Raw genomic sequence first — 12,598 nt, 5'->3', positions numbered from 1 at the left:
GCGTTCCTCGTGAGCACCTCGTCGAGTTGGGAGAAGGCGGCGCCCGCCGCGGCCGGCGCGAGCTGCACGCCCTTGACGACCGCGATCACCAGCTCCACCGCCTGCCGCGGGTCCACGCCCGGCGCCCACTCGCCGCGCGCCGCTCCCGCGTCCAGCAGGTCGCGCAACCAGCGCCGCCAGTTGGCCTCGTGCCGCGCCATCACCGCCCGGACCGCCGGGTCGCGGCGGGCGTGCAGGTCGAGCTCGGCGGTCACGACGAACACCTCCGGCGCGTCGAGCAGCAGCCGGTGCAGGTGGGCGAGGTGGCCGCGGAGGGTCTCCGCGGGGCCCGCGCCCGCCGGGGGATCGGCGCGGAACCGGCCGATCGCGTGCTCGGCGACGGCCGCCACGATGTCCTTCTTGGCGGGGAAGTGGTGGTAGAGCGTCGAGTGGTCGATCCCCGCGTCCGCGGCGATCTGCTTCAGCCGCAGCCCCTCGAAGCCCACCTCGGCCACCTGCCGGAACGCCGCGCGAACGATCGCACCCCTCCGATCGGACACCCGTCGCACCTCCCAACAAGTTTGTTGGGACAGCGTGGCACACGGCGCGCGCGGGCCGTCGAGCGGGTTCCGCTAGCGGGGGAGGTGGAAGCGCGTGTACGACTCGAAGCGGGCCACGGGGGTGAGCCCGAGGCGAGCCAGGAGCGCCGCGCTGCGGACGTTGCCGTGGCCGACGCCGGCGTACACGTCCGTCGCGCCGAGGACGTCCTCCGCGAACGGTGACGGCGCCGAACGCGGTCGGCACGTCATGGTCGGCCGCGCAGCAGCGCCTCCTGGAGGAGTACTCGCAGCACTCGCCGGTCGCCGTCTGGAGACCGGCGAGACCGTCGGTTGGGCGCGGCGCTCTCGTAGCCGCTGTCGAGGTCCTGTCAGATCGGCGTCGATCTCGCGGCCGCCGCCTCCGTGCGCGCCGGGCACCCGAGGAGGAGCCCGCACTCCATAACTGTCATAACGTCGATTATCGGCTCAACGGGGCGGTCAACCGGTGCAGCGGCGCACCGGCCGGCGGGGGTCGTTGATTTCCGGTCGTCAACGCCCGCGGCCCGTGCGCGCCTGCAGCTCGTCCATCGCGCGTGAGGCGTCGGCCTTCGTCCGGCCGTCCGGCGACGTCTCGCCGGCCTGCCGTGCGAGCGTCGGCAGGTACGACCGCTGCGGACCCGTCATCGATTCGTCGCCGGTGGCCCAGTCGTCGGGATCCTTGGTTCACGGCTCGTTGGCGGTGGCGGCGGTCGTCGGTCGTGCGTTCGAACACATCGTCGAATCCCCTGGGGCGCAGGGCGAACGCTCCCCTGACCCGCGTTATGACAGTGCGACCGGTCCCCGGCCGCATAGCGGAGAGGGCCCGGCGGCGGCAGCAGCCGGGCCGCCGCCTCGGCATCGACGCGGCAGGCTTGGGGATTCTCCTGCCGTGCCGTGAGACCAACCCGGGTGAGATCTGCTGCGGGCCGCGAGCAGCTCCATGTGCGGTGAGGGTGCGGTCGCCGCGAGCCCGGACCCGGGGAACTCCCCTCGCTCGACGGCCGCCACTCCCCTCGGTTGCGTTATGACAGCGGGTCCGAGTTACCGCGGTGTTGTTCTGCCCGGTGTCCGGCGGCGCCGAGCCCCGGGTCGACGGCCCGCATCAGCGCGACGAGCAGCAGGGCGAAGGCCACGGCGAACAGCACGAACCCCGCGCCGTGTGTGTACTCCCACCGGTCGCGCAGCACCGCGAGGTCCGGCGGCGCGGTCCCGGGCGGCAGGGCGCGCAGCCGCACGTCGACCGGAACGATCAACGCCAGCAGGCTCGTGAGGGCGATCACCTGCAGTGCGAACGCCGTCGCGGTCGGGGCCGCCAGGCGCCGGTTTCGCCGCACGAGCCACACCAGCGCCGCCGTCGCGACGATCGCGCCGACACAGGTCACCAGGCCGATCGTGCCGTGCCCGACGGACAGCGAGTTCGGCAGCAGCGCGTAGATCTCGGCCAGGTGGGCCCACCCGAGCACGTGGGCCAGTTCCAGGCCCGCGGTCAGGGCGGCGAGCAGCAGCGCGGCCGCGTACCACCAGCGGACGGCCGCGGGGCGCTCTCCCCCGGTCGAACGCTTCGTCAGCGCCATACCGTCGACGTACCCACGCATCGCCCGCCCATAGCCCGGCCGGCCGATCCACGGGCGCCGGACAGCGCACGCCGCCGATGCGCGTGATGATGGATGCCGTGGTATCCGGCCGGTTCGCCCGACGGCAGCGCGAGCTGGTGCTCGCAGACCTCCGCACCGAAGAGCGGTCGCGCGCATGACCCACCCCTTCGACGACCTGACCGTCGAGGCGCTGCGCGCCCAGGGCGGCCTCAAGTGGACGCTGTACGGCGAGGACAGCCTGGGGGCGTTCGTCGCCGAGATGGACTTCCCGGCCGCGCCGCCGATCGTCGAAGCGCTGCACGAGGCCGTGGACGCCATGCGCTTCGGGTACCCGGCGCCCGCGCTCGTCGAGCAGATGGCGCGGGCCTGCGCGGAGTGGCAGGCCCGCCACCACGGCTGGCGGGTGCCCGCTGAACACGTCCACGCGCTGCCCGACGTGGTCACCGGCTTCGTGGTGGCGGTCGAGCACTTCTCGCGGCCGGGCAGCCCGGTCATCCTGCCCACCCCCGCGTACATGCCGTTCGTGACGCTGCCGGAGGCGTTCGGCCGGGCGGTGCTCCAGGTGCCGCTGGTGCGCGACGCGGGCCGGTACGTGATGGACCTCGACGCGCTCGACGCCGCCTACCGCGCGGGCGGCGACCTGCTGGTGCTGACCAACCCGCACAACCCGCTGGGCCGCGTGTTCACGCCGGACGAGCTGCACGCCGTGTGCGCCGTGGTGGACCGCCACGGCGGGCGCGTGTTCGCCGACGAGATCCACTCTCCGCTCACCTACCCCGGCCACCGGCACGTGCCGTACGCCTCGCTGTCCGAGACCGCCGCCGGGCACACCGTCACGGCGACCTCGGCGTCCAAGGCCTGGAACCTCGCGGGTCTGCGCTGCGCGCAGCTGATCACCAGCAACGACGCCGACGCGCGCCGCCTGGCCGAGATCGGGCCGTTCGCCACCCACGGGGCCGGCACGCTCGGCCTCGTCGCCGCCACCGCCGCGTACACCGCGGGCGACGCGTGGCTGCGGGACGTGCTGGGCTACCTCGACCGCAACCGCCACCTGCTGGCCGCCCTGCTCGCCGAGCACCTGCCCGGCGCGCGCTACGACCCGCCGGAGGGCACCTACCTGGCGTGGCTGGACCTGCGGGAGCTCGGGCTCGGCGACGACCCGGCTGCGGTGATCCGGGAACGGACCGGCGTTGCACTGACCAGCGGCCCCGAGTGCGGCCCTCCCGGCCGCGGGCACGCGCGGCTCAACTTCGCCACCTCGCGCGGGATCCTCGAGCAGCTGGTCGTGCGCATGGCCGGGGTCCGCCGCGGAAATCCGTGCTGACGCGCCCTCAGCACTCGAAGACCGACCAGCAGATCTCGTTGCGCAGCCGCTGGTCGTCCAGGACCAGCTCGCGGATGGGGTCCGGCAGCTGGTCGCGCTGCCAGCGGCACTCGCGCCTGCCCGCGACCTCCTCCTCGCCCGGGGGCGCCGCCGCGCGCGCCGCCTTGATCGCGTAGGCGGCGGCGCCCAGCTCGTGCGCGGCGACGTGCGCCACCACCGCGGCCTGGCCTGCGGCGAACGCGGCGTGCCGGGCCGCCCCGGAGAGCACGCGCGCGGCGGCCATCGCGTGCCCGCCCGCCGCCCGCGACTGCGACATCTTGACCTCACCGCGCGTCCACGCCCTGATCTGCGCGATCGCGTGCCGCGGGCGCGGATCGGACGGCCGCTGCGCCTCGAACAGGTGCAGGACGTGCTCCGCGCAGGTGGCCGCCCACAGCGCCAGCAGCCGGTGGTTCTCGTCGGTGAGGGTCCCGCCGCGCCGGATGGTGGTGAAGCGGGGGTCCCTGACCTTCGGCAGGATCACGCTCCGAGCGTGCCAGACGGCGTCGGCGAGGCCTCAGTCGCCGGTGGTGGGCGGCTGGTCCACCAGCTGGGCGAGGTAGAGCTGCTCGCCGAGCTTGTCGATGAGCTCGAGGTTGGTCTCGATGTAGTCGATGTGGTGCTCTTCGTCGGCGAGGATGTCCTCGAACAGCTTCGCCGTGGTGATGTCGCCCTTGTCGCGGCAGAGCTTGATGCCCGGCCGCAGCCGCTCGACGACCTCCAGCTCGATCGCGAGATCGGATTCGAGCTGCTCGCGCACGGTCTGGCCGATCCGCAGCGGGAACAGCCGCTGGTAGTTGGGCAGGCCCTCGAGGAACAGGATGCGGTCGGTGATGATCTCCGCGTGCCGCATCTCGTCGATCGACTCGTTCCTGGTGTACTCGGCGAGTTTGGTCAGGCCCCAGTTCTGCTGCATCTTGGCGTGCAGGAAGTACTGGTTGATCGCGGTGAGCTCGCTGGTCAACTGTTCGTTGAGCAGCGCGATGATCTCGTCGTCGCCACGCATGGGGTCCTCGCTTCGTCGGCGGTGAAACGGCAGCAGAATCTACCGCGGACGTTAACCCCACGAATGGGCGACAAACGATTCAGGATCGCCTTTGCGCAGGTCAGGCGAACCTCGTCACAGGGCGGGCTGGCTTCAGGCCGACGCCGGCAGCCCGGCGATTTCCGACGGCGCGTGGGCGGCGGCCAGGAAGACGTCGATGTGGTCGTGGCACGAGCCGCAGCCGGTGCCGGCCTCGCAGGCGTCGCCGACCTCCTCGACGGTGCGCGCACCGCGCGCGATGCAGGACTTGATCACGGTGTCCGGCACCGCGTAGCAGATGCACACGTACACAGGCACTCCTTCGGTCAAGCAAGGCTTGCCTATGTTCACACCACCTTCCCTCTGGACGCAAGAACTAGCCTTGGCGGGTGCCGCTCGACGAGTACCGCCGCAAGCGCGACCCGCGGCGCACGCCGGAGCCGGTGCCGGCCGAGGACCCCGTCGCGGAGGGCCCCGGTAACCGCTTCGTCGTCCAGGAGCACCACGCGCGGCGGCTGCACTGGGACGTCCGGCTCGAGCGCGACGGCGTGCTGGCCTCGTGGGCGGTGCCGAAGGGGCTGCCCACCGACCCGGACACGGTGCGCCTGGCCGTGCGGACCGAGGACCATCCGATCGAGTACCTGGAGTTCTCGGGGGAGATCCCGGCGGGCGAGTACGGCGGCGGCCGGATGACGATCTGGGACTCCGGCACCTACGAGACCGAGAAGTGGAACCCGCGCGAGGTGATCGTGCGGCTGAAGGGGGAGCGCGCGTCCGGCCGGTTCGTGTTCATCCGCACCGACCGGGACGGCGGGAAGGACAACTGGCTGCTGCGCCGCTCCGACCGGGACGGCGCACGGGCCCCGCTCCCCCACGACGTCCGCCCCATGATCGCCACCCCCGGTGACCTGCCGACCGGGGGCGAGTGGTGGCTGCAGGTCGGGTTCGGCGGGGAGCGCGTCGTCGTGCGCGCCGAGGGCGGGCGGATCCGCATCACCGACGCCGAGGGCGACGAGGTCGCCGCGCCCGGCCTGCGCGGGCTCGGGCCGTCGCTCGGGGCGACGCAGGCGCTGTTCGACGCCGAGCTGGTCGGCGACGCCGAGGGCGCGTACCTGTGGATCGGCGACCTGCTGCACCTCGACGGGCGCGACGTGTGCGAGCTGCCGTTCCGGGAGCGCAGGTCGTTGCTGGAGCGCCTGCCGCTCGACGGGCCACGCTGGCGCCTCGCCCCGGTGTTCCCGGGGGCGGGCGCGGAGGTGGTGGCCGCGGCGAAGCAGCAGAAGCTCCCCCACGTCGTGGCGAAGGACCCGGACTCGCCCTACGAGCCGGGGCGCACGAGCAAGCGGTGGGTGCAGGTCGACACGGGCATCGGCGGCGGTGCCGCCGCGGGCGGGCCCCGCCGCCCGGCGGCGAAGGCGGGATACGGGCGGGCTGCGCTCAGCAACCCGACGAAGGTGCTCTACCCCCTCACCGGCACCACCAAGGCGGACGTGCTCGCCTACTACCTGTCCGTCGCCGAGGTGATGCTGCCGCACCTGCGCGACCGGCCCGTCACCCTCGTGCGCTGGCCGGACGGGGTGGAGCGGGGCTCGTTCTTCGAGAAGGACGTCTCACGGCACGCCCCCCGCTGGCTGCGCACCGCGCGCGTGGGCACCCCGGGCGGCCGGTCGGAGAGCGCCGACTTCCCGCTGATCGACGACGCGGAGGGGCTCGCGTGGGCGACGAACCTCGCCGCGCTCGAGCTGCACGTCCCACAGTGGCGGATCGGCCCGGACGGCGCCCCGCAGCCGCCGGACCTGGTGGTGTTCGACCTCGACCCGGGCGAGGGCACCACCGTGGTGGACTGCGCGCGGGTGGCGGAGCGGATCGCCGAGCGGCTCGCCGACGACGGCCTCGTCGCCTACCCGCGCACGAGCGGCGGCAAGGGCATGCAGCTGTACGTGCCGGTGGAGGTGACGCGCGCCGAGCACACCTCGCAGTACGCGAAGGCGATCGCCGAGGAGCTGGCCCGCGAGTCGCCGCAGCGGGTCACGGCGGTGATGGCGAAGGCGCGCCGTCGCGGGAAGGTGTTCGTGGACTGGAGCCAGAACAACCCGCACAAGACCACGATCGCGAGCTACTCGCTGCGCGGGCGGGCCCACCCCACGGTGGCCACCCCGGTGACGTGGGAGGAGGTGCGGGCGTGCCGGCGCCCGGAGGACCTGGTGTTCACCGCGGCCGACGTCCCCGCCCGCATCGCCGAGCACGGCGACCTCATGGCCCCGCTGTTGACGCAACCGCAACCGTTGCCCGCTCGCGTGTGATCGCCTCGCCTGAGAGGCTTCGGGCGTGCCCCGGCACCCCTACTTCGACGGGCCCCACCCCAGGGCCTACGCCCACCGCGGCTGGCACATCGACGACCTCGACGGCTGCGAGAACACCCTCGCGGCGTTCCACCGCGCGGTCGCCGAGGGCTTCGACTACCTCGAGATGGACGTGCACGCCACCGCCGACGACGTCGCGGTGGTCCACCACGACGCCACGCTCGACCGCACGACCGACGGCAGCGGCCGGATCCGGTCCCTGCCCGCCGCCGCGCTCGCCCGCGTGCGGGTCCGCGGCCGAGAGCCGGTCCCGCTGCTCGAGCAGGTGCTGGTGGAGCTGCCCGACACGCGGATCACGGTGGAGCTCAAGTCCGGTGCGGTCGTCGAGCCGGTGCTGGAGGTGCTCGACCGCACCGACAGCTGGCACCGGGTCTGCCTGGGCAGCTACCGCGACGCGTGGCTGCAGCGGGCCCGCGCCGCGGCAGGGCCGCGCCTGTGCACGTCGATGGCGCAGGGGGCAGCGATCGGGCTGCGCACCCGGGCGTGGCTGGACCGGCTGCCCGGCCCGTTGCGCTGCGTGCCCGCGCCGCCGTCGCCCGGCGACCTCGCCCAGCTCCCCCGCCGCGTCGGCCCGCTGCCCGTCGTGGACGACGCCCTGGTGCGCGCTGCGCACGGCAGCGGCCGCGAGGTGCACGTGTGGACGGTGGACGCAGCGGAGCAGATGCACGCGCTGCTCGACCTCGGGGTGGACGGCCTGCTCACGGACCGGCCCGACGTGCTGCGCGACGTGCTGCACGCGCGCGGCGCGTGGCAGGGCGCCTGAGCCGGCCGGAACGGTAATCTCCCCCGGTGACTCGGGCGACCACCGTCGTCAGGCGCCGGGTGCTGGCGTGGGCGCTGTGGGACTGGGGATCGGCGGCCTTCCACGCCGTGGCGCTCACGTTCGTGTTCTCGGTCTACCTCACCGACGTCGTGGGCGACGGGCGGCCCGAGGCGAGCGCCGCCCTGGGGTTCGCGGTCGGCGCGGCGGGGTTCGTCATCGCGCTGCTGGCGCCCGTGATCGGGCAGCGGGCCGACGCGACGGGCAGGCGCAAGCTCGCGACCGGGGTGTGGACGGCCTGCACGATCGCGGCGATGGCCGGGCTGTTCGCCATCCGCGACGACCCCGCGTACCTGTGGCCGGGGCTGGCGCTGCTCGCCGTCGGCTCGGTGGCCGCTGAGCTCGCGCAGGTCTCCTACAACGCCATGCTCGCCCAGGTGTCGACGCCCGCGACGATCGGGCGGGTGTCCGGGTTCGGCTGGGCCATGGGCTACCTGGGCGGCATCGTGCTGTTGCTCGTCGTCTACTACGGCTTCGTCGCGGGCGACGGCCCGACCGCGGGGCTGCTGGGCCTTCCCCGCGACGACGGGTTCAACGTGCGCGCCGTCGCGCTCGTCGCGGCGGGGTGGTTCCTGGTGTTCGCGCTGCCGCTGCTGCTGCGCGTGCCCGAGACCCCACGCCCGCCGGCCCGCCCGGACCGCCCCGGCGTGGTCGGGGCCTACCGCGCGCTGTTCGCCGATCTCGCCGCGCTCTACCGGGACGACCGGCACACCCTGTACTTCCTCGGCGCCAGCGCGCTGTTCCGCGACGGGCTCGCGGCGATCTTCACGGTGGGCTCGGTGCTCGCGGTGGGCGTCTACGGGATCGGGGCGGACGACGTGCTGCTGTTCGGCGTGGCCGCCAACGTGGTCGCGGCCGCGGGCGCCGTCGCCGGAGGACGGCTGGAGGACCGCGTCGGCCCCAAGCGGGTGATCGTGGCGTCGCTCGTCGGGATGATCGCGGCGGCCGTGGTGCTGCTGGTCGTGTCCGGGCCGCTCGCGTTCTGGGTGTTCGGCCTGGTGCTCGTGCTGTTCGTGGGGCCGGCGCAGTCGTCGTCGCGCACGTTCCTGGCACGCCTGGCGGCGCCGGGGCACGAAGGCCAGCTCTTCGGGCTCTACGCCACCACCGGCCGGGCGGTGTCGTTCCTCGCGCCGAGCCTGTTCGGCCTGTTCGTCTCGCTCTTCCACGCGCAGCGGGCCGGCATCGCGGGCATCATCGTCGTGCTGCTCGCCGGTCTGCTCGCGCTGGTGCCGGTGCGCGCGCCGACCCTGCCCGATCGGGCGGGTAACGGGCCGACGGCTCCTCTGTGAACAGCAGGTCAGACGACGGTGACATAAGTCACAGTTGGCTGACAGGTCACAACCGCGTGTGTAGCGGCGGCCGATCGTGGACACTCGTGTACCGGGGCGGCGGACGTCCGGTGTGGTCGCATGGAAACCACAGCCGGTCGGATTCCGCCCCTGTGGCGGGAATGGACGGCTGTTCTGCAGACGTTACACCCGGTGGTGACGGTCGGGGGAGGCTCCCTCGACCCCGGTAGGGAGGATGACGCATGGCCGACCGCGTGCTCCGTGGCAGCCGGCTCGGGGCTGTCAGCTACGAGACGGACCGCAACCACGACCTGGCGCCGCGGCAGTCGATGCGCTACTCGTGCCCGCGCGGGCACGAGTTCGAGGTGCCCTTCGCGGGCGACGCCGAAGCACCGGCGACCTGGGAGTGCCGTCTGCACGGCAGCATCTCCCGCCTCGTCGACGGCGCCGAACCCGAGCCGAAGAAGTCCAAGCCGCCGCGCACCCACTGGGACATGCTCCTCGAGCGTCGTTCCATCCCTGAGCTCGAGGCCCTGCTCAACGAGCGTCTCCAGCAGCTCGCTGAGCGCAGGCGCGAGATCGCCTGACCTCCCACGCACGAGAGCCGGGCCCCCACCAGGGGTGGCCCGGCTCTCGTGCGTCGAGGTGGCGTCAGGCGTCGAGCACCTGTCCGGCGCGCTCCACCACCGGTGGGAGCGTCGACCAGGGGAAGTTGATCCACCGGTCGGTGCGCCGCCACACGTACTCGCACTTGACGCTGCTGTGCGGCTTCTCGTACACCACGGCGCAGCGCACGTCGGCGACGTGTTCGCCGCAGAAGTCGCGCACGAGCTTCAGCGTGGCGCCGGTGTCGGCGACGTCGTCGGCCACCAGCACGCGCGCCCCGGACAGGTCCACCACGTTCGGCACCGGCGGCAGCATGATCGGCACGGGGAGCCGCTCGTCCACCCCCGTGTAGAACTCGACGTTCGCCACGTGCAGGTTCTTCACGTCGAGGGCGTAGCCGAGCGCGCCGGCCACGAACAGGCCGCCTCTGGCGATCGACAGGATGATGTCGGCCTCATAGCCGTCGGCGGCGATCTGCTCGGCGAGCTCACGGGAGGCGGTGCCGAACAGCTCCCAGGTGAGCTCCTCGCGGGGCGCGCTCACGTGCGCACCGTCCCGTCGCTCACGGCCCCGCCCCCGGTCGGTTCCGCAGGACGCTCCGGTGGCGGCGGATCGGCCGCCGGCCGGTCCGCCCGCAGCACGACGGGCGTGCGCCGAAGCAGGCGGCCGACGCCCCAGTAGGCCACCCGCCAGAACGCCTCGGCGACGATCGAGGTGTCCATCTTCGACGCGCCGCGCTCGCGTTCGGTGAAGGTGATCGGCGCCTCGCGCACGCGGAACCCGGCGAGCACCGCCCGCCACGCCATGTCGATCTGGAAGCAATAGCCCTGCGAGGCGATCTGGTCGAGGTCGAGCTCCTCGAGGACCTGGCGGCGGAACACCCGGAACCCCGCGGTGATGTCCCGGATCGGCACGCCCAGCGCCACCCGCGAGTACAGGTTGCCCGCCCGGGAGATCAGCTGCCGGTGCGCGGGCCAGTTGCGCACGACCCCGCCGCTCACGTACCGGGAGCCGAGCACGACATCGGCGTCGTCGAGGGCGGCGATGAGCGCCGGCAGGTCCTCCGGCGGGTGGGAGCCGTCGGCGTCCATCTCGACGACGACCTGGTAGTCACCGCGCAGCGCCTCGGCGAAGCCGGCGAGGTAGGCCGCGCCCAGCCCCTGCTTGCCCTCGCGGTGCAGGACCTTGATGCGCGGATCGGCTGCGGCCATCTCGTCGGCGAGCTCACCGGTTCCGTCGGGGCTGGCGTCGTCGACGACGAGGACGTCCGCCTCGGGCACGGCGGCGTGCAACCTCGCCACGACCGGTCCCAGGTTGTCCCGCTCCTGGTAGGTGGGGATCACCACCAGAACCCGGCCCCTCGGATCAGCCATCCTCGTCCCTTCCCGCGCGTCTCGCCGCGCGACGCCTCACCACGATCCCCGTGCCGATCGCGAGCACCCCGACGGCGACCAGCGCCCATTCGGGCGCAGACCGCCACCGGGTGGCCAGCGTAGTGGTGTCCCGCAGTCGGGTCCGATCGACCAGGACATCGGGGGTGAACTGCTGCGTGCTCGCGGTGACCGTCCCGTCGGGCGTGATCGTGGCGCTCACCCCGCTGGTGGTCGCGACGATCACCGGGCGGTCGTGCTCCACGGCCCGGACCCGCGACATCGCGAGCTGCTGGTAGGTCATCTCGGACAGCCCGAACGTGGCGTTGTTGCTGGGCACGGCCAGCACCTGGGCGCCCGCCGCGACGCTGTCGGCCACCAGGTCGTCGAACGCGACCTCCCAGCAGATCGCGATGCCGACCCGGACGCCCGCCATGTCGACCGCGCCCGCGCCGTCGCCCGGCACGAAGTAGCCCGCCCGGTCGACGTACGGGGAGAACAGGCGGAAGAACTCCCGCCACGGCATGTACTCGCCGAACGGCTGCACGCGGCGCTTGTCGTTGCGCTCCACCACCCCGACCCCGGCCTCCCACACCAGCGCCGAGTTCGAGGTGGTGCGCCCGTCCGGGTTGCGCAGCACCGTCCCCACGAGCAGCGGCACGCCCACGGCGCGCGCGGCCCGGTCGATCTGCGCCGCGGCGTCCGGGTTGCGCAGCGGGTCGATGTCGCTGGAGTTCTCCGGCCAGATCACCAGGTCGGGGCGGGGCACGCGGCCCGCGGCCACGTCGGCGGCGAGCTGCTCGGTGACCCGCACGTGGTTGTCGAGCACGGCGCGGCGCTGGGCGTTGAAGTCCAGGCCCAGCCGGGGGACGTTGCCCTGCACCGCGGCGATCGTGACCGTGCGGTCGGCACCGTTCGGCGTGGCGGGCACGAGGGCGGCCAGCGGGCCCGCCGCGACCGCGAGGACCGCGACGAGGGCGGGCGCGAGCAGCAGGCGCGGGCTTCGTCTGCGCGCGATCCGGCGCACCAGCTCGCCGAGCGCGAGCCCCGCGAGCACGGCCGCGAACGACAGGAGCGGCTCCCCGCCGATCGCGGCGACCGGCAGCAACGGCCCGTCCGGCTGGCCGAAGCCGACCCGGCCCCACGGCAGCCCGCCGAACGGGACGCGCCCGCGGACCGCCTCGCCCGCGACCCACACCGCCGCCGCCCAGACCGGCGCCGCGGGCAGGCGGGAGACGACGGCGATCCCCGAGCCGGCGAGGCCGACGAACAGCGCCTCGAACGCGCTCAGCACCAGCCAGGGCAGCGAGCCGACGAACGAGCCCGTCCACGCCAGCAGGGGCAGCAGGAAGCCGAGGCCGAACAGGAACCCGTAGCCGAACCCGGTGCGGGCCCGCCGCCCGTGCAGCACCACTGCGAGCAGCGCGAACGCGGGCAGGGCCAGCCACCACAGCGTGCGCGGCGGGAAGCTCAGGTACAAAAGCACCCCACCGCCGGCCGCGCCGAGCACCCGCGCCGCGACGAAGGGACTCCACCACCGGCGCCCCGCGCGGGAGCCGGTGGCCTGCGCCCCCGGTTCGGGCGCGACGGGTTCGGCGGTGACGGCCACGG

Annotated in this window: 14 protein-coding genes and 1 pseudogene; 5 read left to right on the top strand and 10 right to left on the bottom strand. The window is 73.7% G+C overall.

Features of this window, described 5'->3' with window-relative positions; translation table 11 throughout:
* The 4 genes and pseudogenes from VKZ81_RS19160 to VKZ81_RS19145 all read right to left on the bottom strand — a co-directional run.
* Positions 1-539, bottom strand: a 539-nt coding sequence (locus VKZ81_RS19160; RefSeq protein WP_324242964.1) for a TetR/AcrR family transcriptional regulator, incomplete at its 3' end; no start/stop codon positions are given.
* 72 nt (positions 540-611) lie between these two features.
* Positions 612-788 (bottom strand): GNAT family N-acetyltransferase, encoded by a 177-nt coding sequence (locus VKZ81_RS19155; protein ID WP_324242963.1) that lies wholly within the window; start codon positions 786-788, stop codon positions 612-614.
* A gap of 279 nt (positions 789-1,067) precedes the next feature.
* Positions 1,068-1,238, bottom strand: a pseudogene (locus VKZ81_RS19150) (DUF3072 domain-containing protein); the annotation flags it as partial.
* Positions 1,239-1,579: 341 nt separating this feature from the next.
* Entirely contained in the window at positions 1,580-2,131 is a 552-nt protein-coding gene (locus VKZ81_RS19145) for a hypothetical protein (RefSeq protein WP_324242962.1), read from the bottom strand.
* Between the two features lie 175 nt (positions 2,132-2,306).
* Here VKZ81_RS19145 and VKZ81_RS19140 point away from each other — a divergent pair, with 175 nt between their 5' ends.
* On the top strand, positions 2,307-3,476 hold the full coding sequence (locus VKZ81_RS19140) for a MalY/PatB family protein (RefSeq protein ID WP_324242961.1): 1,170 nt from the start codon (positions 2,307-2,309) through the stop codon (positions 3,474-3,476).
* A 7-nt stretch (positions 3,477-3,483) separates the two neighbouring features.
* On the opposite strand, the gene VKZ81_RS19135 is transcribed toward VKZ81_RS19140, so the two are convergent.
* From VKZ81_RS19135 to VKZ81_RS19125, 3 genes are all read right to left on the bottom strand, one after another.
* A complete protein-coding gene (locus VKZ81_RS19135) occupies positions 3,484-3,999 on the bottom strand; it encodes a putative immunity protein (RefSeq protein WP_324242960.1) in 516 nt (171 codons plus the stop codon).
* A gap of 33 nt (positions 4,000-4,032) precedes the next feature.
* On the bottom strand, positions 4,033-4,521 hold the full coding sequence (bfr, locus tag VKZ81_RS19130; protein WP_324242959.1) for a bacterioferritin: 489 nt from the start codon (positions 4,519-4,521) through the stop codon (positions 4,033-4,035).
* A gap of 132 nt (positions 4,522-4,653) precedes the next feature.
* Positions 4,654-4,851 (bottom strand): (2Fe-2S)-binding protein, encoded by a 198-nt coding sequence (locus VKZ81_RS19125; RefSeq protein WP_324242958.1) that lies wholly within the window; start codon positions 4,849-4,851, stop codon positions 4,654-4,656.
* A 77-nt stretch (positions 4,852-4,928) separates the two neighbouring features.
* On the opposite strand from VKZ81_RS19125, the gene ligD reads away from it, so the two are divergent.
* From ligD to VKZ81_RS19105, 4 genes are all read left to right on the top strand, one after another.
* Complete coding sequence (ligD, locus tag VKZ81_RS19120; protein ID WP_324242957.1) at positions 4,929-6,842, top strand: non-homologous end-joining DNA ligase; 1,914 nt, start codon at positions 4,929-4,931, stop codon at positions 6,840-6,842.
* A gap of 25 nt (positions 6,843-6,867) precedes the next feature.
* Entirely contained in the window at positions 6,868-7,665 is a 798-nt protein-coding gene (locus VKZ81_RS19115; protein WP_324242956.1) for a glycerophosphodiester phosphodiesterase family protein, read from the top strand.
* A 26-nt stretch (positions 7,666-7,691) separates the two neighbouring features.
* Positions 7,692-9,011, top strand: a complete 1,320-nt coding sequence (locus tag VKZ81_RS19110; protein ID WP_324242955.1) for an MFS transporter — start codon at positions 7,692-7,694, stop codon at positions 9,009-9,011.
* Positions 9,012-9,253: 242 nt separating this feature from the next.
* Entirely contained in the window at positions 9,254-9,598 is a 345-nt protein-coding gene (locus VKZ81_RS19105; protein WP_324242954.1) for an RNA polymerase-binding protein RbpA, read from the top strand.
* 64 nt (positions 9,599-9,662) lie between these two features.
* Here the strand turns inward: VKZ81_RS19105 and VKZ81_RS19100 are convergent, their stop codons facing one another.
* From VKZ81_RS19100 to lnt, 3 genes are read right to left on the bottom strand one after another with little or no spacing between them, the layout of a single operon-like run.
* Positions 9,663-10,160, bottom strand: coding sequence for a phosphoribosyltransferase (locus VKZ81_RS19100; protein WP_324242953.1), 498 nt, complete (start codon positions 10,158-10,160; stop codon positions 9,663-9,665).
* Positions 10,157-10,990, bottom strand: coding sequence for a polyprenol monophosphomannose synthase (locus VKZ81_RS19095; protein WP_324242952.1), 834 nt, complete (start codon positions 10,988-10,990; stop codon positions 10,157-10,159). The genes VKZ81_RS19100 and VKZ81_RS19095 overlap by 4 nt, the downstream gene beginning before the upstream one ends.
* A complete protein-coding gene (gene lnt / locus VKZ81_RS19090) occupies positions 10,983-12,596 on the bottom strand; it encodes an apolipoprotein N-acyltransferase (protein WP_324242951.1) in 1,614 nt (537 codons plus the stop codon). Before lnt ends, VKZ81_RS19095 begins: the two co-directional genes overlap by 8 nt.
* Between the last annotated feature and the right edge of the window lie 2 nt (positions 12,597-12,598).

The sequence above is a fragment of the Pseudonocardia sp. genome (genome assembly GCF_035305885.1).
Taxonomy (GTDB): Bacteria; Actinomycetota; Actinomycetes; order Mycobacteriales; family Pseudonocardiaceae; genus Pseudonocardia.
Note: the sequence above shows the minus strand (reverse complement) of the source record. Positions and strands in the feature narration are given on the sequence as shown.

Coding starts and splice junctions, on each gene's coding strand:
- VKZ81_RS19155 (WP_324242963.1), bottom strand. CDS start 788: ATGACGTGCCGACCGCGTTCGGCGCCGTCACCGTTCGCGGAGGACGTC.
- VKZ81_RS19105 (WP_324242954.1), top strand. CDS start 9,254: ATGGCCGACCGCGTGCTCCGTGGCAGCCGGCTCGGGGCTGTCAGCTAC.
- bfr (WP_324242959.1), bottom strand. CDS start 4,521: ATGCGTGGCGACGACGAGATCATCGCGCTGCTCAACGAACAGTTGACC.
- VKZ81_RS19140 (WP_324242961.1), top strand. CDS start 2,307: ATGACCCACCCCTTCGACGACCTGACCGTCGAGGCGCTGCGCGCCCAG.
- VKZ81_RS19095 (WP_324242952.1), bottom strand. CDS start 10,990: ATGGCTGATCCGAGGGGCCGGGTTCTGGTGGTGATCCCCACCTACCAG.
- VKZ81_RS19145 (WP_324242962.1), bottom strand. CDS start 2,131: ATGGCGCTGACGAAGCGTTCGACCGGGGGAGAGCGCCCCGCGGCCGTC.